Source organism: Pseudomonas sp. Root71 (assembly GCF_001429045.1).
GTDB classification, from domain to species: domain Bacteria; phylum Pseudomonadota; class Gammaproteobacteria; order Pseudomonadales; family Pseudomonadaceae; genus Aquipseudomonas; species Aquipseudomonas monachiensis.
On record NZ_LMHY01000001.1, the window covers coordinates 362,340 to 382,843 of the forward strand.

Consider the following 20,504-nt stretch of genomic DNA (forward strand, 5'->3'; position numbering starts at 1 on the left):
TCATGAAGAAAATCATCCACAGCCTGGCGCCCTGGGCGTTGCCGGTGTTGTTGCTGGCGGTGTGGCAGTTGAGTGTGTCGGCGGGCTGGTTGTCGACACGAATCCTGCCGGCACCCATCGCCGTCATCGAGGCCGGCGTGAGCCTGGTGCGCAGTGGCGAAATCTGGACGCACTTGGCGATCAGTGGCTGGCGTGCCGCGCTAGGCTTCACCATCGGTGGTGGCATCGGCCTGACCCTTGGCTTCATCACCGGTCTGTCGAAGTGGGGCGAGCGCTTGCTCGACAGTTCGGTGCAGATGATCCGCAACGTGCCGCACCTGGCGCTGATTCCACTGGTGATCCTGTGGTTCGGCATTGATGAGTCGGCAAAGATTTTCCTGGTGGCGCTGGGCACCTTGTTCCCGATTTACCTCAACACCTATCACGGCATCCGCAATGTCGACCCGGCGCTGGTAGAGATGGCGCGTAGCTATGGCCTGAGCGGTTTCAGCCTGTTCTGGCAGGTGATTTTGCCGGGGGCGCTGCCTTCGATTCTGGTTGGCGTACGCTTCGCGCTGGGCTTCATGTGGCTGACGTTGATCGTCGCGGAAACCATTTCCGCGAGTTCCGGCATCGGCTATCTGGCGATGAATGCCCGGGAGTTCTTGCAGACCGACGTGGTGGTGCTGGCGATTCTGTTGTACGCGGTGCTCGGCAAACTGGCAGACCTCGCGGCCCGTGGACTTGAACGAGTGTGGCTGCGCTGGCATCCGGCGTATCAGGTTGCGAGGGGAGGTTCGGTATGACTGCCCAACAGCCTCCACGCCTGCTGCGCGGGACTCCGCTGGTGGTGCGCAAGTTGCAAAAAACCTTCGGTGCGCGGCAGGTGCTGCGCGAGATCGACCTGCACATTCCGGCGGGCCAGTTTGTCGCTGTGGTCGGTCGCAGTGGTTGCGGCAAAAGTACCCTGTTGCGCTTGCTCGCCGGCCTCGATCAACCAAGCGGCGGTGAGTTGTTCGCCGGTGCCGCGCCATTGAGTGATGCGCGGGAGGATACGCGGCTGATGTTCCAGGAAGCGCGTTTGCTGCCCTGGAAAAAGATCATCGACAACGTCGGTCTGGGCCTCAAGGGGAACTGGCGGCCGCAGGCGCTTGAAGCTTTGGAAGCGGTGGGCCTGGCCGATCGTGCCCACGAGTGGCCGGCCGCGCTGTCCGGTGGGCAGAAGCAACGCGTGGCATTGGCTCGTGCGTTGATTCATCAGCCGCGCCTGCTGTTGCTCGACGAACCTTTGGGTGCGCTGGATGCCCTGACTCGAATTGAAATGCAGCAACTGATCGAACGGCTCTGGCAGCAGCACGGCTTCACGGTGTTGCTGGTGACCCATGACGTCAGTGAAGCCGTGGCGATTGCCGATCGGGTGATCCTGATCGAAGACGGCGAAGTCGGCCTGGACCTGCACGTGGAACTGCCGCGCCCTCGGGTTCGTGGTTCCCATCGGCTGGCGGCGCTGGAAACCGAAGTGCTAAATCGCGTGCTGGCGCTGCCCGGCCAACCGCCGGAACCGGAACCTGTTTCACCCTTGCCTACGCAATTGCGCTGGGCTCAATAACTCAAGTCTTATCCACGACAGGAATCAACATCATGACTATCAAGGCCATCAACGTTCGCAACCAGTTCAAGGGCTCCATCAAGGAAATCGTCCTCGGCGACGTGCTGTCGGAAATCGACGTGCAGACCGCGTCCGGCATTGTCACTTCGGTGATCACCACGCGTTCGGTGAAAGAGCTGGAACTGGCGGTCGGCAGTGAAGTGATCGCGTTTGTGAAATCCACCGAGGTGTCGATCGCCAAGTTGTAAGGCACATGCGTAAACAACAACCCCGAAGGGTTTGAGCCCTTCGGGGTTTTTTATTCGTTAAGATCAAAAGATCGCAGCCTTCGGCAGCTCCTACTGGAATACGCATTCCGATGTAGGAGCTGCCGAAGGCTGCGATCTTTTAAAGCGCCACACGCTTGGGCAAATACGGCGGCAAATACAACCCCACATAAGCATCAAACACCCGCATCCCTTCCTCGGCCATGCGCGGCGTAATCTGCCCGTGCTGCTGCACCGAGCGCGCATACACCCGGTCGCCCAGTTCCATGGCCAGGGCAAACACATCGACATCACTGGGCAACGTCGGCAGCTCGAAGTGATGGTCGAACAGCTTGTGCATCAGGTCGCCCAGTTCGATGTCGTGCTGGCGGTCGGCCTGGGTGACTTCAGTCAGACCGTGCTGGGCCAGAATGAGTTGGCGGGCGGCGGCGTCTTCTGCGTAGATGTCGAGCATGCGTTGTTCCACCAGTCGCGACAGATCGCGCCAGCCATTCAAGGCGAGATGGTCGATGGGAGCTTGCAGGCAGGCGCGGAAGGCCGCATGGACGTCGGCGGTCAAGGCTTCGAGCAAAGCCGGCACGCTGGCGAAGAAGTGGTAGACCGAGGAGGGCGGAATCTCCGCGCGCTCGGCGACGCTGTAGATCGACAGACTGGCCACACCCTCGGCAGCCAGCAGCGTGCGGGCGGCATCGAGTATCGAATCGATCCGGGCCTGGCTGCGTGCGCGGGGTTTGCGGGGGGTGGCTACGCGTGTCATTGGAGTCTCCTGCGGGGCAGCGGGCATTGTACGCAGAGCGGGCAGATGTTCCATATCCCCTGTGGCGAGGGAGCTTGCTCCCGTTGGGTCGCGAAGCGGCCCCAAAACGGCCGATGCGGTGTGCCTGACAGAACCGACTGCGGATTAAAGGGAGTCCTTCGGCCTCCAGCGGGAGCAAGCTCCCTCGCCACGGGGTTTGATGGCACCCATAAAAAAACGCCGCCGGCTTTTACAGCCGGCGGCGTTTCCTTTTTACTGCAACCGATTAAACGGTATGCAGGTACCAGTTGTACTCGAGGTCGGAGATGGAGTGTTCGAACTCCTCCAGCTCACTCTCTTTGCACGCGACGAAGATATCGATGTATTTCGGATCGATGTACTTGGCCATGACTTCGCTGTCGTCCAGCTCGCGCAGTGCATCGCGCAGGTTGTTCGGCAGGCTCTGCTCGTTCTGCTCGTAGCTGTTGCCTTCGACCGGGGCGCCAGGCTCGATCTGGTTGGTCAGGCCGTGGTGCACACCCGCCAAAACCGAAGCCATCAGCAGGTACGGGTTGGCATCGGCGCCGGCTACACGATGCTCGATGCGCACGGCGTCGGAAGAACCGGTCGGTACGCGAATCGCCACAGTACGGTTATCCAGGCCCCAGCACGGCGAGTTTGGCACGTAGAACTGTGCGCCGAAACGACGGTAGGAGTTGACGTTCGGGCAGAGAAAAGCCATCTGCGCCGGTAGGGTCTCGAGCACACCGCCGATCGCGTGACGCAGTGCGGCGTTCTGCTCGGGATCCTCGCTGGCAAAAATATTCTTGCCGTCTTTGTCGAGAATCGAAATGTGGACGTGCAGACCATTACCCGCCTGGCCTGGGTAAGGCTTGGCCATGAAGGTGGTGTCCATTTCATGGTCGTAGGCGATGTTCTTGATCAGGCGCTTGAGCAGGACCGCGTAGTCGCAGGCCTTGATCGGGTCAGCCACGTGGTGCAGGTTCACTTCGAACTGCGCCGGGGCACTTTCCTTGACGATGGCGTCGGCCGGAATGCCTTGCTCTTTGGCACCTTCCAGAATGTCCTGGAGGCAGTCGACGTATTCGTCGAGGTCGTCGATCAGGTAGACCTGAGTCGAGTGCGGACGTTTGCCGGAAACCGGCGAGCGAGGTGGTTGCGGACGACCGTTCACGTTCTCCTGGTCGATCAGGTAGAACTCCAGTTCGAACGCGGCACAGATGGTCAGGCCCATTTCGTCGAACTTGCGTACCACATTGGCCAGCACTTCACGCGGGTCGGCGAAGAATGGTTCGCCTTCGAGTTCGTGCATGGTCATCAGCAGTTGCGCGGTCGGGCGCTTCTGCCATGGCTCGTTGCATAGGGTATCGGGAATTGGATAGCAGATTCGGTCAGCATCACCGATGTCCAGGCCCAGGCCGGTGCTTTCCACCGTCGAGCCATTGATATCCAGAGCAAATAGAGAGGCCGGCAGGTTGATGCCTTTCTCGTAAACCTTGTGGAGGCTGGTGCGTTCGATGCGCTTGCCGCGCACCACACCATTCATATCCGCAATCAGAAGGTCAACGTACAGAACCTCAGGATGTTCCTTAAGGAACGCGTTCGCTTCGTTAAGCTGAACGGCACGCGGGGGTACCGACATGATGCAACACCTTTGTTGTTAAAAATATCAATCATTGATCTTTTCAGATTCCAGTCAACCCGAACGGCATGCCGAAGTCAAGCGAGGCCTTTTTTGCCCTAAAAAAGCGCCCGTGTGGCTTTTTTGAGGCACTTTGGGGCGTTTTTATGCCTTTGGCCTCCATGGCGCCCGCAGGCTTGAGCGGGCCGTGTTGTATTTTTTACGGGGGTGTTGTGTAAAAAAATGAACAAGGCTAAGCTCGAATCAAACCCATAACAGCAATAATACCGGGGTGCTTCATGTCTCGCCTGCCGATAATCGGCGTCACCGACTGCTCAAGACAGGTCGGTCGGCATGTTTATCACATCAGTGATGACACGTCCGTCCGTTCCGTGGCCTCAGCGGTTCTGGTGATCCTCCCATCCGTGACGGTTCAACCGTCCCCGTCCGATATTCTGGACGGTCGTGATGGCACCCCCATTACGGTTACTCCATTCAATATAGAACCGATTCACAATAGCGGCCTGACCATCGTTCAGGGCACCGCTCGCGATTCTGCACGCCCGGCTTCTGCAGCCGTGTCGGCAAGCACGATAATCTGCCGCGCAAACGCTCTACAACGCGACGCCGATGCGTCAAACAACGCCTGACCTTAAAAGGGTCAGACAACTCAAGCCTAGAGGCATTTATGAGTAACAACCTCGACCAGCTCACCGATTGGTTGAAAAACCACAAGATCACAGAAGTCGAATGCATGATCGCCGACTTGACCGGGATTACCCGGGGCAAGATTTCGCCGACCAACAAATTCATCGCCGAAAAAGGCATGCGCCTGCCAGAAAGCGTGCTGTTGCAGACAGTGACCGGCGATTACGTCGAAGACGACATCTATTACGAGCTGCTCGACCCGGCCGACATCGACATGATCTGCCGTCCCGATCAGGGTGCGGTGTACCTGGTGCCGTGGGCCATCGAGCCGACCGCCATCGTCATCCACGATACCTACGACAAGCAAGGCAACCCGATCGAGCTGTCGCCGCGCAACGTGCTCAAGAAAGTCCTGAAACTCTATACCGACAAAGGCTGGCAGCCGATCGTGGCGCCGGAAATGGAGTTTTACCTGACCAAGCGCAGTGACGACCCGGACTACCCGCTGCAACCGCCGATCGGCCGTTCCGGTCGTCCGGAAATCGGTCGCCAGTCGTTCTCCATCGAAGCGGCGAACGAATTCGACCCGCTGTTCGAAGACGTCTATGACTGGTGCGAATTGCAGGAACTGGACCTCGATACCCTGATCCACGAGGACGGCACGGCGCAGATGGAAATCAACTTCCGTCACGGCGATGCCCTGTCCCTGGCCGACCAGATCCTGGTGTTCAAGCGCACCATGCGCGAAGCCGCGCTCAAGCACGACGTGGCCGCGACCTTCATGGCCAAGCCGATGACCGGCGAGCCGGGCAGTGCCATGCACTTGCACCAGAGCATCATCGACATCGAGACCGGCAAGAACATCTTCTCCAATGAAGACGGGACCATGAGCCAGTTGTTCCTGCACCACATCGGTGGTCTGCAGAAGCTCATTCCCGAACTGTTGCCGCTGTTCGCACCCAACGTCAACTCGTTCCGCCGCTTCCTGCCGGATACTTCGGCGCCGGTGAACGTGGAGTGGGGTGAAGAGAACCGCACCGTGGGCCTGCGGGTACCGGATGCGGGGCCGCAAAACCGACGGGTGGAAAACCGCCTGCCGGGCGCCGATGCCAACCCGTACCTGGCGATTGCCGCGAGCCTGCTCTGCGGTTACATCGGCATGGTCGAAGGCCTGAACCCGAGTGCGCCGGTGGTTGGGCGAGGCTATGAACGCCGCAACCTGCGCCTGCCGCTAACCATCGAAGACGCACTGGAACGCATGGAAAACAGCGCGACCATCGAGCGGTACCTGGGCAAAAATTTCATCACTGGCTACGTTGCGGTCAAGCGGGCCGAGCATGAAAACTTCAAGCGCGTGATCAGTTCGTGGGAAAGGGAATTCCTGCTCTTTGCCGTCTGATACGCCGGGCGCCGCCGCTGCCTGGCGGCGCCTTCACCTGATTGTTTTAGGAGATTCGTATGACCAGCAACAATCCGCAAACCCGTGAATGGCAAACCCTGAGCAATGATCACCACCTGGCTCCGTTCAGCGACTTCAAGCAGCTGAAAGAGAAAGGCCCGCGGATCATCACCAACGCCAAGGGCGTTTACCTCTGGGACAGCGAAGGCAACAAGATCCTCGACGGCATGGCCGGCCTGTGGTGCGTCGCGATTGGTTATGGTCGCGATGAACTGGCCGATGCCGCCAGTAAACAGATGCGTGAACTGCCTTACTACAACCTGTTCTTCCAGACTGCGCACCCACCGGTACTGGAACTGGCCAAGGCTATCGCCGACATCGCGCCAGAAGGCATGAACCATGTGTTCTTCACCGGCTCCGGCTCCGAAGGCAACGACACCATGCTGCGTATGGTTCGTCACTACTGGGCGATCAAGGGCCAGCCGAACAAGAAAGTCATCATCAGCCGCAAGAACGGCTATCACGGTTCCACCGTGGCCGGCGCGAGCCTGGGCGGCATGACGTACATGCACGAACAGGGCGACTTGCCGATCCCGGGTATCGTACACATCGCCCAGCCGTACTGGTTCGCCGAAGGCGGCGACATGACCCCGGAAGAATTCGGTATCTGGGCGGCCAACCAGCTGGAAGAAAAGATTCTGGAAGTCGGCGTCGACAACGTCGGTGCCTTTATTGCCGAGCCGATCCAGGGCGCCGGTGGCGTGATCATTCCGCCAGAGACCTACTGGCCGCGCATCAAGGAAATCCTCGCCAAGTACGACATCCTGTTCGTGGCTGACGAAGTGATTTGCGGTTTCGGTCGTACCGGCGAGTGGTTCGGTGCCGATTTCTACGACCTTAAGCCAGACATGATGACCATCGCCAAGGGCCTGACCTCGGGCTACATCCCGATGGGCGGCCTGATCGTGCGTGATGAAGTGGTGGACGTGCTCAACGAAGGCGGCGACTTCAACCACGGCTTCACTTACTCCGGTCACCCGGTAGCCGCTGCGGTGGCGCTGGAAAACATCCGCATCATGCGCGACGAGAAGATCATCGAGCGCGTACATGCAGAAACGGCACCGTATTTGCAAAAGCGTCTGCGGGAACTGAACGATCACCCGCTGGTGGGTGAAGTTCGTGGCGTGGGTCTGCTGGGGGCCATCGAACTGGTCCAGGACAAGGCCACGCGCAAGCGCTACGAAGGCAAGGGCGTCGGCATGATCTGCCGTCAGTTCTGCTTCGATAACGGCCTGATCATGCGCGCCGTCGGCGACACCATGATCATCGCTCCGCCACTGGTGATTACACCGGCGGAAATCGATGAACTGGTGACCAAGGCTCGCAAGTGTCTTGACCTGACCCTGAGTGCATTGCAGGGCTAAGTGCTAGGCTCTGAGCGGAAGTCCAAAGTTCTGCAAATGAACCAGGAACTTTCGCTCGGAACTGGTCAGAAAGCGTGGCCGTTCCTTGAAAGACCGATGTGGATCTTGCCAGACTAGCCGCGGTTCCAGTTGCCCGGGTTCGGTCGCTGAACAAGTGGTTCAAAAAAGAAAAATTTGGAGCATTACGCATGAAGGCACTAGGTAAAAAGCTCGCTGGCAAGACCCTCCTTGCCATGTCCGTGATGGGTTTGATGGCGGGCGCGGTTCAGGCCGATGACAAAGTACTGCACGTGTACAACTGGTCCGACTACATCGCACCGGATACCGTCAAGAAGTTTGAAGACGAGTCGGGCATCAAGGTTGTCTATGACGTCTTCGACAGCAACGAAACCCTGGAAGCCAAGTTGCTGGCAGGCAAGTCCGGTTACGACATCGTTGTACCGTCGAACAACTTCCTGGCCAAGCAGATCAAGGCTGGCGTCTACCAGAAGCTGGACAAGTCCAAGCTGCCTAACTGGAAGAACCTGAACACCGACCTGCTCAAGGCCGTTTCCGTGAGCGACCCGGGCAACGAACACGCCTTCCCGTACATGTGGGGTTCGATCGGTATCGGCTTCAACCCCGAGAAGGTCAAGGCTGCGTTGGGTGCCGACGCGCCGACCAACTCCTGGGACCTGCTGTTCAAACCTGAAAACGCCGCGAAGTTGAAATCGTGCGGCATCAGCTTCCTCGATTCGCCAACCGAGATGATTCCGGTGGCGTTGCACTACCTGGGCTATCCAACCGACAGCCAGGACAAGAAACAACTGGCCGAAGCCGAAGCGCTGTTCCTGAAAATCCGCCCTTCGGTAGGTTACTTCCACTCGTCCAAGTACATCTCCGACCTGGCCAACGGCAACATCTGCGTGGCTGTGGGTTACTCGGGTGACATTTACCAGGCCAAGTCCCGCGCGGAAGAAGCCGGTGGCAAGGTGAAAGTCAGCTACAACATTCCAAAAGAAGGTGCCGGCAGCTTCTACGACATGGTCGCCATCCCTAAAGATGCCGAAAACGTCGAAGGCGCCTACAAGTTCATGACCTTCCTGCAGAAGCCGGAAATCATGGCTGAAATCACCAACGCCGTGCGCTTCCCGAACGGTAACGCGGCTGCAACTGCGTTGGTCGATAAAGACATCACCAGCGACCCGGGCGTTTACCCACCGGCGGACGTGCTCGCCAAGTTGTACGCGATTGCCGACTTGCCGGCCGCGACGCAGCGGATCATGACCCGCAGCTGGACCAAGATCAAATCCGGTAAATAAGCCGGTTTTATGCAACAACCTGTTGTCGCCACCCGCGCGGTGGCGACAACAGGTGTAATTAAATGACAGAAAGTTTTGCTGGAACGGTTTTTCGAGGGTAAGTTGCGCGCCGGTTTTGTTGCCGGGCAACCACGGTTGTCATGTAACACGGGGCAACTTGGGCCCAACTAATTTCAGAGGACCTCCACTTGCCTATTTTTTCTTTGTTGCGCAATGCCATGCTGGCGGGCGCCGGGTTGACGCTGGCTGTCAGTGCCCAGGCCGCCGGTACCGTGCATATTTATAACTGGTCGGACTACATCGGCGAGACCACCCTGGCCGACTTCCAGAAAGAAACCGGTATCAAGCCGGTTTATGACGTCTTCGATTCCAACGAAACCCTGGAAGGTAAATTGCTGGCCGGGCGTACCGGCTACGACGTGGTCGTGCCGTCGAACCACTTCCTCGGCAAACAGATCAAGGCCGGAGCATTCCAGAAGCTCGACAAGTCTCAGCTGCCGAACTATTCGAACCTCGACCCGGTGCTGCTCAAGCGCCTGGAGCAGAACGATCCGGGCAACCTGTACGCCGTGCCGTACCTGTGGGGCACCAACGGCATCGGTTACAACGTCGACAAGGTCAAGGCTGTGCTGGGCGTCGATACGATTGATTCGTGGGGCGTGCTGTTCGAGCCGGAGAACATCAAGAAGCTGCAAAGTTGTGGCGTCGCGTTTCTCGATTCCGCCGATGAAATGATGCCGACAGTGCTCAACTACATGGGCCTGAATGCCAACAGCACCAACCCTGAAGATTACAAAAAGGCCGAAGAGAAGTTGCTCGCAGTACGGCCTTACGTGACCTACTTCCACTCCTCCAAGTACATCGCGGATCTGGCCAACGGCGATATCTGCGTGGCGATCGGTTTCTCCGGTGACATCTTCCAGGCCAAGAACCGCGCCGAAGAAGCCAAGAAAGGCGTGAACATTGCCTACTCGATTCCGAAAGAGGGCGGTGCACTCTGGTTCGACATGCTGGCGATTCCGAAGGACTCGGCCAACGTCAAACAAGCCCACGCCTTCATCAACTATTTGCTCAAGCCTGAGGTGATTGCCCAGGTCAGCGATTACGTCGGCTATGCCAACCCTAACCCGGGGTCGGACAAACTGATGGAACAGTCCATTCGCACCGACGAAGCGGTTTATCCACCGCAAGAGGTGCTCGACAAGACCTACGTGTCGATCGAGTTACCGCCGAATATTCAACGTTTGATGACCCGCAGCTGGACCAAGGTCAAGTCGGGTAAATAGTTTCAAGGCTCAAACTATCCAAGGTTGGCTCACCTTGAGCGAACTGCACTCTTTTTTCTGGGAGTTTCGTAAATGGCAGTTGCCTCCGGCGCCTATAAGAAAGCCCTCGAGGGCGACCAGCAACCTAAACAGGTGCTGGTCAAAATCGACCGGGTCACGAAGAAGTTCGACGAGACGATTGCCGTGGACGATGTGTCCCTGGAAATCAAGAAAGGCGAAATTTTCGCCCTGCTCGGCGGTTCGGGATCGGGCAAATCCACTTTGCTGCGCATGCTCGCAGGTTTCGAACGGCCCACGGAGGGACGCATTTTCCTCGATGGCGTAGACATCACAGACATGCCGCCCTACGAGCGGCCGATCAACATGATGTTCCAGTCCTACGCTCTGTTCCCGCACATGACCGTGGCGCAGAACATCGCTTTCGGCCTCAAGCAGGACAAGATTCCCGCGGCAGAAGTCGACGCCCGCGTGGCCGAAATGCTCAAGCTGGTGCAGATGAGCCAGTACGCCAAGCGCAAGCCGCATCAATTGTCCGGCGGTCAGCGTCAGCGTGTGGCCCTGGCCCGTTCCCTGGCCAAGCGTCCGAAGCTGCTGCTGCTCGACGAACCGATGGGCGCACTGGACAAGAAGCTGCGTTCGCAAATGCAGCTGGAGCTGGTGGAGATCATCGAGCGCGTCGGCGTGACCTGCGTCATGGTGACCCACGACCAGGAAGAGGCCATGACCATGGCCGAGCGCATCGCGATCATGCACCTGGGCTGGATCGCCCAGATCGGCAGCCCGATCGACATCTACGAAACCCCGACCAGTCGCCTGGTCTGCGAATTCATCGGTAACGTGAACATCTTCGAAGGCGAAGTGATCGACGACGCCGAAGGCCACGCGATCATTACCTGCAAAGACCTGGATCGCCAGATCTACGTCGGCCACGGCATCAGCACTTCGGTGCAGGACAAGTCGGTCACCTACGCGATCCGTCCGGAAAAACTGCTGGTCACCGCCGACATGCCGACCTGCCAGTACAACTGGTCCAGCGGCAAGGTGCACGACATCGCCTACCTGGGCGGGCACTCGGTGTTCTACGTCGAACTGCCAAGCGGCAAGCTGGTGCAGTCGTTCGTGGCCAACGCCGAGCGTCGCGGGCAGCGTCCGACCTGGGGTGATCAGGTCTACGTGTACTGGGAAGACGACAGCGGCGTGGTGCTTCGCTCATGAACATGCGCAAACTCAAGCGTCGACTCAATCGAATAATTCCCGGTGGCCGTCAAATGGTCATCGGGGTTCCCTTCATCTGGCTGTTCCTGTTCTTCATGCTGCCGTTCTTCATCGTACTGAAGATCAGCTTCGCAGAAGCGGACGTGGCCATTCCGCCCTACACCGAAATCTACAGCTACGCCGAGCAGAAGCTGCAGTTGCTGCTTAACCTGGGCAACTACGCGATGCTGGCCGGTGACGAGCTGTACATCGCCGCATATCTCGGCTCGCTGAAGATGGCGCTGTTCAGCACCATCCTCTGCCTGGTGATCGGCTACCCGATGGCCTACGGCATCTCCGTTGCCCGCAAGGAAGTGCAGACGGTGCTGGTGCTGTTGATCATGATGCCGACCTGGACTGCGATCCTGATCCGCGTTTACGCGTGGATGGGCATCCTCAGCAACAACGGCCTGCTCAATGGGTTCCTGATGAGCATGGGCTGGATCGACGAGCCGCTGCAGATCCTCAACACCAACCTGGCGGTCTACATCGGCGTGGTTTATTCCTACCTGCCGTTCATGATCCTGCCGCTGTACGCCAACCTGGTGAAGCACGACCAGAGCCTGCTGGAAGCTGCGTCGGACCTGGGTTCGAGCACCTTCAACAGCTTCTGGAAAATCACCGTGCCGCTGTCGAAAAACGGCATCATCGCCGGCTGCATGCTGGTGTTCATCCCGGTGGTGGGCGAGTTCGTGATCCCGGAACTGCTCGGCGGTCCGGAAACCCTGATGATCGGTAAAGTGCTCTGGCAAGAGTTCTTCAACAACCGTGACTGGCCGGTGGCGTCTGCCCTGGCGGTAGTGATGCTGGCGATCCTGATTGTGCCGATTATCCTGTTCAACCGCAGTCAGGCCAAGGAAATGGAGGGTAAAGAATGAAGCGCTTCCGTTTCTCCAGCCTGATGCTGGTACTGGGTCTGTTGTTCATCTACCTGCCGATGCTGATCCTGGTGATCTACTCGTTCAACGCCTCGAAACTGGTAACGGTGTGGGGCGGCTGGTCGATCAAGTGGTACGTCGGCCTGCTCGACAACAGCCAACTGATGGGTTCGGTGGTGCGTTCGCTGGAAATTGCCTGCTACACGGCGGTGGCGGCGGTGGCATTGGGCACACTGGCGGCGTTCGTCCTGACGCGCATTACGCGCTTCAAGGGCCGTACCCTGTTCGGTGGCCTGGTCACCGCGCCGCTGGTGATGCCTGAGGTGATCACCGGTCTGTCGCTGTTGCTGCTGTTCGTGGCCATGGCGCAGATGATCGGCTGGCCGCAGGAACGCGGCATCGTCACCATCTGGATCGCCCACACCACGTTCTGTGCGGCCTATGTGGCGGTGGTGGTTTCGGCGCGCTTGCGCGAGCTGGACCTGTCCATCGAAGAGGCGGCCATGGACCTCGGTGCACGGCCGTGGAAGGTGTTCTTCCTGATCACCATCCCGATGATCGCACCGTCGTTGGCGGCGGGCGGGATGATGTCCTTCGCATTGTCCCTCGATGACCTGGTGCTGGCGAGTTTCGTGTCGGGCCCGGGTTCCACGACCCTGCCGATGGAAGTGTTCTCGGCGGTGCGTCTGGGGGTCAAGCCCGAGATCAACGCCGTGGCCAGCCTGATCCTGCTGGCGGTGTCGATCGTGACTTTCCTGGTCTGGTTCTTCAGCCGTCGTGCCGAAGAAAGCCGTCGTCGTGCGATCCAGCAGGCGATCGAAGAAGCGGCAGCCGACTCGTGGAAGCAACCGGACGTGCGTCGCGCACAGGCACCGGAAGCGGCTTGAGTCTGAACCAGGGGTGACCACAACAATGTGGTCACCCCGATTCAAAATGTGGGAGCGGGCTTGCTCGCGAAAGCGGTGTGTCAGTCAATGTGGATGTCGACTGACACGACCCCTTCGCGAGCAAGCCCGCTCCCACATTTGCTCATGCGACCCAGGGCGATTTGCGGATGACCTCGACGAAGTTCATCGGCTTGAACCCCGGCTCCTGATCCGCCAGCACATCGGCTTTCACATTACCAAACGTGGTCTGCGGACGATGGCGCAAGCCATCGGCAAACGCGCAGATGATGCACTCCTTGAACCCCTCGCCCCGTGGATGCGCATGCACCACCGCTTCGCGCTGCACGCTGGAAAACGCTGCGTAGTCCATGCCCAGCACGTCCATCTCGACGCCAGCCGTGACCAGCGCCACGGTGGGCCGCAAATGCCGGGGCACGCCCGGCGTGGTGTGCAGGGCAATCGATAGCCAGACCTGTTCGATGTCGTCATCGCTCAACCCGTAGGGCTTGAGGAACGCCGCTGCAGCGTTGGCACCATCGACTTCGAAGCGCTCGTTGTCGCTGCGATAACCTTGCACCAGGCCCAGGTCATGGAACATCGCGCCGACGTACAGCAACTCCGGGTTGTAGGCCAGTCGCTTGCGCTCACCGCTCAGTGCGCCGAACAGGAAGACCCGGCGCGAGTGGTGGTAGAGCAGGTCGGACTCGATGTCGCGAATGTATTCGGTGGTGGCCCTGGCCAGTGCACTGTCGGGGATCTGGATGCCGGCGATGGTGCTGCTCATGGAGTTTTCCTCGTCGTGAACGCCTTGGCGGCGCTGAGGGTTTCAGTCTGTTCCGGCCCCCGAAACCGGACAATCGATCCATGGCTGCGATCCCGGCCAATGAGCGTGCATATCGCGCCAACCTCGCTTGTTGTGTGTGGATTGGCTAGGGTTGCTGGTGAGCAGCTAGAAAAGATCGCAGCCTTCGGCAGCTCCTACATGGCATTGCGCTCACCTGTAGGAGCTGCCGAAGGCTGCGATCTTTTTTCAACGTTGAGGATGAACTTGAACCATGCAGAAAACCGTAGCCATCGTGGTGTTCGCCGGCGTCCAGTCACTGGATGTCACCGGTCCCATGGATGTGTTTTCCGAGGCCAATCGCTTCCTTGCCCCGCAGGATCACTATCGTCTGGAGGTGATCGGCGTCGAGCGCGGGATGATGGCGTGCTCCAACGGTTTGGCACTCAATGCCCATCGGCATTTCAGCGAGGCGCTGGAGCCATACGACCTGTTGCTGGTGGCCGGCGGGCCGCAGTTGCCGTTCATGAGTTTCGGTATGGCATTCGATGGCTGGTTGCGCGATGCCTGTGCCCGGGCCAAGCGCTTTGGCTCGATCTGCAATGGCGCGTTCATGCTCGCCCGGGCCGGATTGCTGGAGGGGCGCACGGTCACCACGCACTGGCAGGACGCATCGGATCTGGCGGTGTTGTGTCCCACGTCCCGGGTGGAGGCGGATCGACTGTATGTCGAGGACGGCGAGCTGTTCACCTCGGCCGGGGTCACCGCGGGTATCGATCTGTCGCTGTATCTGTTGGGTCGGGATCACGGGTCGGAAGTGGCGCTGAATGTCGCCAAGCGGCTGGTGGTGTTTACCCAGCGTTCGGGCGGGCAGTCGCAATTCAGTCCGTTCCTCACGCCGCACGCCGAAACGGATTCAGCGGTGGCGATGGTGCAGCATTACGTGCTGGCCAACCTGACGGGCGACCTGACGATCGCCGACCTGGCCAATGCCGCCAACATGAGCGCGCGGAACTTCTCCCGGGTGTTTGCCAGGGAAGCGAAAATCACCCCGGCCGAGTTCGTCGAGCGTGCGCGAGTGGATGCGGCGAGGACGCTGCTGGAAAGTACCCGCGCGCCGCTCAAGACCGTGGCCTATCAATGCGGCTTTCGCGATGCCCAGCATATGCGCAGTGTGTTCAATCGTAGATTGGGGGTGACGCCGCAGCAGTTCAGGTTGAATTTTGCGGCGATGGTTTGAGCTGACATTTTTATTGCCTGTGAGGGACCCTTCGCGGGCAAGCCCGCTCCCACAGGGTTCTCTGGTGTTCACACAATTTGTGTTCGACACAGATCCCTGTGGGAGCGAGCTTGCTCGCGATGAGGCCAGTCCAGCCAGCAAAATCTATGGCACAGCCCGCGCCGGCAACAGCTTCAACGTACTGCGCGTGTTGGCCGTGACTTCTTCATCATTGAGATGCGCCTGGAAGTACATCCCCTCGATGTAGGCCTCGGCCTGATCATCATAGTGACTGTCGAACAGTACGCCGCTCTGGCCGACCGGGTTGACGGTCAGGCTGTGGGTCGGGTCGGCGAAGTCGATCAGGCGTCGGGTCGAGGGGCCATAAGTGACGGGCCAGGGTGCCGGGCCAATTTTCGCCGAGAGGTTGTTGGGCACTTCATGGCTGCCCGGTGCGGCGAAGGGGCCGACATTGAAGAACAGGTCCAGCGGCTTTTGCTGCCCCAGCGGATGGCCGTGGGTCAACGTGTGCGCGTTGCCCCACTGCCATTGCGAGGCGTCGGCGCCGAGTGTGCTCTTGAGGTGCGCGAGGCTGGCTTGCCAGGCGGCCTTCACCGTATCGGCACGGGTTTCCTTGCCGAGGGTGCTGCGGTTGTCCCACCACGGTGAATCGGCGCTGGCGGCCAGGCGGGGGAGCGCGGCGTCGATCACCCGGGTCGAGAGCAGCGTTTCGAAGAAGTCGTTACCCAGTTCATCGCGCATCGTCGCGTCAGCCAGGTTGAACAGGAGCTGGTTGAACAGCGTGGCGCTGGTCGAGTCGAGGGGGTAATCGCCTTGCCACTGGGCCAGTTGCTCCACCAGTTTGAGCTCGGCGGGATCGCTCACCACTTCGCGCAATACTGGCAACAGTGGTGCCAACAGGCGCGGGCCGTAGGCGGTGGTGGTGCCCAGTTGCAGCTTCTGGCTGTTTTCCAGGTCCCATTTGACCGCTTTGTCACTGAGCTGGCGATTGAGTTGCTGGCCGCGATCGGCAAGGTTGTAGTAGCCGGGAATCTCCATGCCGGTCGGCGACACTGGCTGGAAGTTGGCCGAGACGATGTAGCCCCGGGCCGGGTTTTCTTCCTGGGGGTTGGCCGTGAACGGGTAAAAGCCGTCCTTGTCCGCCTCGGCGGTGCTGCCGTCGAGGATGAACCACGGGCGTACACCCGTCGGGCGTTTAGGCAATTGCGCCGCCGCCCACCAGCCGATGTCACCCTTGGCATTGGCCCAGACAACGTTCAGGCCCGGGGCCTGGATTTTTGCCGAGGCACTGCGGGCCTTGGCCAGGGTATCGGCGCGATTGAGCTGGTAGAAGCCCTCCAGGATCGGGTTCTGGCTTTCGAGAAACGCCCACCACATGGCAATCGGCGTTTTGCCGGCGCCGCTGCCCAAGGCATCGTTGACGATCGGGCCGTGGGGCGACTGGCGCAACACCAGGGTGACTGGCGCCTGGCCCTTGACCACGATCTGCTGCTCGCTGGTCGTCATGTCCACCCATTTGCCGCGATACCAGACCTGATTGGGGTTGTCCGGGTTGACCTTCTCGGCGATCAGGTCGAGGTCGTCGTTCTGGAACATGGTGATGCTCCAGCCGAAGTCGCTGTTCATGCCCAGGGAGGCAAACGGCATCAGGGCCTGATAGTGGCCGTAGAGTTCAAAGCCCGGCGCCGAGAGCTGTGCTTCGTACCACACCGACGGCGCGGAAAAACGGATATGCGGATCACCCGCCAGCAACGGCTTGCCGCTTTGGGTCCGGCTGCCCGCGACGACCCAGGCGTTGCTGCCCTCGAACTGTGGCAGGCCGTTGTCAGCCAGGGCTTGCTCGCTCAGGCGGGCGAGGGCGTTGAGGTCTTTCCAGTCGGCGCTGGCCAAGGGTGTGCCGGTCCCGTTGAGCACGCCCTTTGGCTGCCAGTCGAGATCGAAGATGTTCAGGTATTCAGGCCCCAGTTGATCGCGCACGAATGTCAGCAAGGGTTCGGTACGAAATGCCGCGGCAAAACTGTAGGCCATGTAGCCGGCGATGCTGATGGTGTCCTGGGCCGTGAACGGGCGTTTTGGAATGCCCAGCACATCGAACTCCACGGGTTTGGCGTGGCTGTCCTGATACTGGTTGATGCCGTCCAGATAGGCTTGCATGGCGATGAAGGAGGGCGACTGCTTGTCGAGATTCGCCAAGTAGGTTTCGGCACGTTCGCGAATGCGCAGGCTGCGCATCAGTTTGTCGGTATCGAGCAGTTTCGGCCCCAGCACTTCGGCCAGTTCGCCACGGGCCAGGCGACGCAGGACTTCCATCTGGAACAGGCGGTCCTGGGCATGCACATAGCCGAGGGCACGGTACAGGTCGGTTTCGTTGTCGGCGCGGATGTGCGGGACGCCGCGCTCGTCGTAGCGCACGGTGACGGAGCCTTGCAGGTGTTGCAGTTCCATCATGCCCTGGCGTGACGGCTGCTTGCTGTAGAGGTACCAACCGGCCCCGGCGGCCAGCATGACGATCAACAGAGCGAGAGCGGTCAGGCTGCGTTTCATGGAGACTCCTTGTTGTTATTGTGATTCCTGGCGCCACTGTGTAACACGTTGCGCCGATTTGGCGCATCGCCCGTAGGAGGGATTCGTATTACTGCGTCTTTCCCTATTTGCTTGGCTCGACAAGCCACGGGCAGTAACACCCCACCGCCAGTGTGTGCGTGGCACTCACCGCACGTCCCTCATCCAGCGCTTGCAGGATCGGTTCGATAAAGCTGTTGCTCGAATTGCAGGTCAGGCCTTCGCTGTAGGGGCCGAAATACGCCAGTTTGCCGCTGCGATCCCAGATCGCCACGGCCGGGCTGGCGGGGATCTGTTCGGAGCCGGGCAGGACGTCGATGGTTTTCAGGCTGTTCAAGGTGCCCGGCAATTGGCCGTGGCTGCCGGGTTTTTGCACGGCATAGAATTCCACGCCATGGGGAATGTAGCGCTCGACCAGTTCGGTCAGGTGTTGTTGGTTGCCGACATTGCACGGGCAGGCCGGGTCCCAGAAGTGGACCAGGCGGATGGCGCCAGGGCCGGCGAGGGATTCGGGAAGGCGCAGCGGATCGCCGGAAAACATCGCGGTGTGCTCGCTGAACGCCCGCAGGTAACGCCCCTGGAACCAGTCGTAGGCCGCCCACAATGCGCCGGCACACACCACGGCGAGCAGGCTGGCAAACAGGGTGGCGCGAAGGGGCGAGCGCATCGGTTCAATCCTCGAAGGTCGGCTAGCTTGCCATGCTTGCCGCGACAGATGAATATCGCAGGCCTATAAAGTCCGTTTCACGTTCTGGAATCGTCCATGCCGGCTACTTTCGACCCTGATTTTCTACGTGCAAGCCTGCTGCCATTGGCGGCCGGGCAGCCGTTGTCGGCGCAGGCGCAGGCTTACCAGCGATTCTACGGGCTGGATTTTGCCTCGCGTCAGGTGCGCAGTGGCCTTGGGCGATTCGAGGTCGACGGTTATGAGCTGGTCAGCCAGTTCTGGTGGCCCGAGCGGGCAAAGGCGACGTTGTTTGTCATCCACGGTTTCTACGACCACACCGGGCTCTACCGGCATGTGATCGAATGGGCGCTGGACCAGGGCTTTGCGGTGATTGCCTGCGACTTGCCGGGGCATGGCTTGTCCAGTGGCGAACGGGCGAGCATCAAGGATTTCGCCGAGTACCAGGACACGCTGCAAGGTCTGTTCAGTGAGGCGCAGTCTCTCGACCTGCCGCAGCCGTGGCACCTGTGCGGGCAGAGCACCGGCGGGGCGATCGTGATCGATCATGTGTTGAATGCGGGGGCGAGCAGCCCGGCCCAGGGGCAGGTGATTCTGCTGTCGCCGCTGGTGCGGCCGCGGGCGTGGGGTTGGTCGCAGCTGAGTTATTACCTGCTCAAACCTTTCGTCAAAGCCATCGCCCGACGTTTCAGCGAGAACTCCAGCGACCCGGCCTTTCTGCCGTTCCTGCAAGCCGATCCGTTGCAGCCGCTGCGTCTGCCGACGGCCTGGGTGGGCGCATTGGCGCGCTGGATCAAGCGCATCGAGGCCGCTCCCGTGAGTGCCCGCCGGCCGCTGATCGTGCAGGGGCAGGCCGACATGACGGTGGATTGGGAACACAACCTGGAAGTGTTGCGGGGCAAGTTTGATCGGCCGCAGGTGCTGATGCTTCCCGAGGCGCGGCATCATCTGGCGAATGAGACGCTGGTGATGCGAGAGGAGTATTTCGGCTTCTTGACCAGGCGGATGAGCCGGCAATATCGATGAGTCAAGATCGAAAGATCGCAGCCTTCGGCAGCTCCTACAGAGCGTTTGTAGGAGCTGCCGAAGGCTGCGATCTTTTTTACTGGGTCAGGTTCGAATTGCTCTGCCCCACCGCCAACCCTGCCCGGATTGCTGCCAATGCGGCTTGATAATAAGCCTGGCCTTCCGAAGATTCAGCAAAGGTCGCGAACTCTTCCAGTTCGTTGTCCGACAGGTCGCGATAGACATACAGCAGCGTGTTGTTCAGGTCGCTGCCGATCTGGTCCATCAGGCGCTGGCGTTGGCCGTTGAGCATACCTTGGGCCTGACCGGCACCGAGCAACCCGGGGATCATCGAACTCAAGCTGTCGGCGGCGACGCCAGCAATCGCCAGGCTGACTTCCGCGCCGGCCTCGCGTGCGGGCAGGGCTTGTGCCAGGTGGCCGATGATCAGCATGCGGCTGTCACTGGCCTGCATCTTCGGCAGGCCCTTGGCGTTTTTCGCCAGTTGGTCGCGACGGGTCGCCAGCAGCTCGGCGGCGACGACTTTCTTGCCCAGGGGTGACTGGAAAAACGTCAGCGCGGGTTTGGGGTTGGCGAGGTTCTTGCGCAATTGCGCTTCGGCGCGCTGGTCCATGGCCTGGGCGGAAAAACGCTGATTGCTGTTACTGACCAGTGCCTGAAAAACCGCTGGAGGCAGGCTGCCCTGGTAGCGTTGCTGAGCGGCCGAGAGGGCGTCGCTGAAATGCGCGCGTTGTTCCGGCCAGCCGGCGACCTTGTACAACAGGTCATGGCCGTCTGCCCAGGCGGGCATAACGCAGAACATCAGCAGTGATAAAAGCAAACGGCGCATAGGGACTCCTGTCAGCAGGCGACTATTCTCCGTGCGGCACTCCTGCTTGTCGAGAATTCGTATCAACCCGCT

18 protein-coding genes are annotated in these 20,504 nt (G+C 60.0%); 12 read left to right on the forward strand and 6 right to left on the reverse strand.

Annotated features, from left to right (window positions below):
• Positions 1–2 precede the first annotated feature (2 nt).
• From ssuC to ASD95_RS01745, 3 genes are read left to right on the forward strand one after another with little or no spacing between them, the layout of a single operon-like run.
• Positions 3–785: an aliphatic sulfonate ABC transporter permease SsuC gene (gene ssuC / locus ASD95_RS01735; RefSeq protein WP_056726418.1), complete on the forward strand. Its 783-nt coding sequence runs from the start codon at positions 3–5 to the stop codon at positions 783–785.
• On the forward strand, positions 782–1,588 hold the full coding sequence (gene ssuB / locus ASD95_RS01740; protein ID WP_056726419.1) for an aliphatic sulfonates ABC transporter ATP-binding protein: 807 nt from the start codon (positions 782–784) through the stop codon (positions 1,586–1,588). The genes ssuC and ssuB overlap by 4 nt, the downstream gene beginning before the upstream one ends.
• A 32-nt stretch (positions 1,589–1,620) precedes the next feature.
• Complete coding sequence (locus tag ASD95_RS01745; RefSeq protein WP_007967989.1) at positions 1,621–1,836, forward strand: TOBE domain-containing protein; 216 nt, start codon at positions 1,621–1,623, stop codon at positions 1,834–1,836.
• Between the two features lie 139 nt (positions 1,837–1,975).
• On the opposite strand, the gene ASD95_RS01750 is transcribed toward ASD95_RS01745, so the two are convergent.
• Both ASD95_RS01750 and ASD95_RS01755 read right to left on the reverse strand, forming a co-directional pair.
• Positions 1,976–2,611, reverse strand: coding sequence for a TetR/AcrR family transcriptional regulator (locus ASD95_RS01750; RefSeq protein ID WP_056726420.1), 636 nt, complete (start codon positions 2,609–2,611; stop codon positions 1,976–1,978).
• Positions 2,612–2,876: 265 nt separating this feature from the next.
• Entirely contained in the window at positions 2,877–4,253 is a 1,377-nt protein-coding gene (locus ASD95_RS01755; RefSeq protein WP_046039110.1) for a glutamine synthetase family protein, read from the reverse strand.
• Positions 4,254–4,920: 667 nt separating this feature from the next.
• On the opposite strand from ASD95_RS01755, the gene ASD95_RS01760 reads away from it, so the two are divergent.
• The 7 genes from ASD95_RS01760 (at position 4,921) to ASD95_RS01790 (ending at position 13,309) form a co-directional block, all read left to right on the forward strand.
• Entirely contained in the window at positions 4,921–6,279 is a 1,359-nt protein-coding gene (locus ASD95_RS01760) for a glutamine synthetase family protein (protein WP_056726421.1), read from the forward strand.
• 59 nt (positions 6,280–6,338) lie between these two features.
• Complete coding sequence (locus tag ASD95_RS01765; protein ID WP_056726422.1) at positions 6,339–7,703, forward strand: aspartate aminotransferase family protein; 1,365 nt, start codon at positions 6,339–6,341, stop codon at positions 7,701–7,703.
• 188 nt (positions 7,704–7,891) lie between these two features.
• On the forward strand, positions 7,892–9,004 hold the full coding sequence (locus ASD95_RS01770; protein WP_056726423.1) for a polyamine ABC transporter substrate-binding protein: 1,113 nt from the start codon (positions 7,892–7,894) through the stop codon (positions 9,002–9,004).
• Positions 9,005–9,192: 188 nt separating this feature from the next.
• The gene (locus tag ASD95_RS01775) at positions 9,193–10,290 is read left to right on the forward strand and encodes a polyamine ABC transporter substrate-binding protein (RefSeq protein WP_056726424.1); all 1,098 of its coding nucleotides are present in this window, start codon (positions 9,193–9,195) and stop codon (positions 10,288–10,290) included.
• A 72-nt stretch (positions 10,291–10,362) separates the two neighbouring features.
• On the forward strand, positions 10,363–11,505 hold the full coding sequence (locus ASD95_RS01780) for an ABC transporter ATP-binding protein (RefSeq protein ID WP_008048747.1): 1,143 nt from the start codon (positions 10,363–10,365) through the stop codon (positions 11,503–11,505).
• Between the two features lie 35 nt (positions 11,506–11,540).
• The gene (locus tag ASD95_RS01785) at positions 11,541–12,422 is read left to right on the forward strand and encodes an ABC transporter permease subunit (RefSeq protein WP_172435394.1); all 882 of its coding nucleotides are present in this window, start codon (positions 11,541–11,543) and stop codon (positions 12,420–12,422) included.
• The gene (locus ASD95_RS01790) at positions 12,419–13,309 is read left to right on the forward strand and encodes an ABC transporter permease subunit (protein ID WP_056726426.1); all 891 of its coding nucleotides are present in this window, start codon (positions 12,419–12,421) and stop codon (positions 13,307–13,309) included. The genes ASD95_RS01785 and ASD95_RS01790 overlap by 4 nt, the downstream gene beginning before the upstream one ends.
• A gap of 142 nt (positions 13,310–13,451) precedes the next feature.
• Here the strand turns inward: ASD95_RS01790 and ASD95_RS01795 are convergent, their stop codons facing one another.
• The gene (locus ASD95_RS01795; RefSeq protein ID WP_056726427.1) at positions 13,452–14,093 is read right to left on the reverse strand and encodes an HD domain-containing protein; all 642 of its coding nucleotides are present in this window, start codon (positions 14,091–14,093) and stop codon (positions 13,452–13,454) included.
• A gap of 271 nt (positions 14,094–14,364) precedes the next feature.
• Between ASD95_RS01795 and ASD95_RS01800 the strand changes: the two genes are divergently transcribed.
• Entirely contained in the window at positions 14,365–15,330 is a 966-nt protein-coding gene (locus ASD95_RS01800; protein ID WP_056726428.1) for a GlxA family transcriptional regulator, read from the forward strand.
• A 144-nt stretch (positions 15,331–15,474) separates the two neighbouring features.
• Here ASD95_RS01800 and ASD95_RS01805 read toward each other — a convergent pair whose 3' ends face one another.
• Both ASD95_RS01805 and ASD95_RS01810 read right to left on the reverse strand, forming a co-directional pair.
• Entirely contained in the window at positions 15,475–17,874 is a 2,400-nt protein-coding gene (locus ASD95_RS01805) for a penicillin acylase family protein (RefSeq protein ID WP_056726429.1), read from the reverse strand.
• 103 nt (positions 17,875–17,977) lie between these two features.
• Entirely contained in the window at positions 17,978–18,559 is a 582-nt protein-coding gene (locus ASD95_RS01810; protein ID WP_056726430.1) for a DUF6436 domain-containing protein, read from the reverse strand.
• A gap of 96 nt (positions 18,560–18,655) precedes the next feature.
• Between ASD95_RS01810 and ASD95_RS01815 the strand changes: the two genes are divergently transcribed.
• Positions 18,656–19,603 carry an alpha/beta hydrolase gene (locus ASD95_RS01815; RefSeq protein ID WP_056726431.1) on the forward strand — a complete coding sequence of 316 codons (948 nt, stop codon included), beginning with the start codon at positions 18,656–18,658 and terminating at the stop codon, positions 19,601–19,603.
• A 76-nt stretch (positions 19,604–19,679) separates the two neighbouring features.
• Here ASD95_RS01815 and ASD95_RS01820 read toward each other — a convergent pair whose 3' ends face one another.
• Positions 19,680–20,432, reverse strand: a complete 753-nt coding sequence (locus ASD95_RS01820) for a DUF2059 domain-containing protein (protein ID WP_056726432.1) — start codon at positions 20,430–20,432, stop codon at positions 19,680–19,682.
• Between the last annotated feature and the right edge of the window lie 72 nt (positions 20,433–20,504).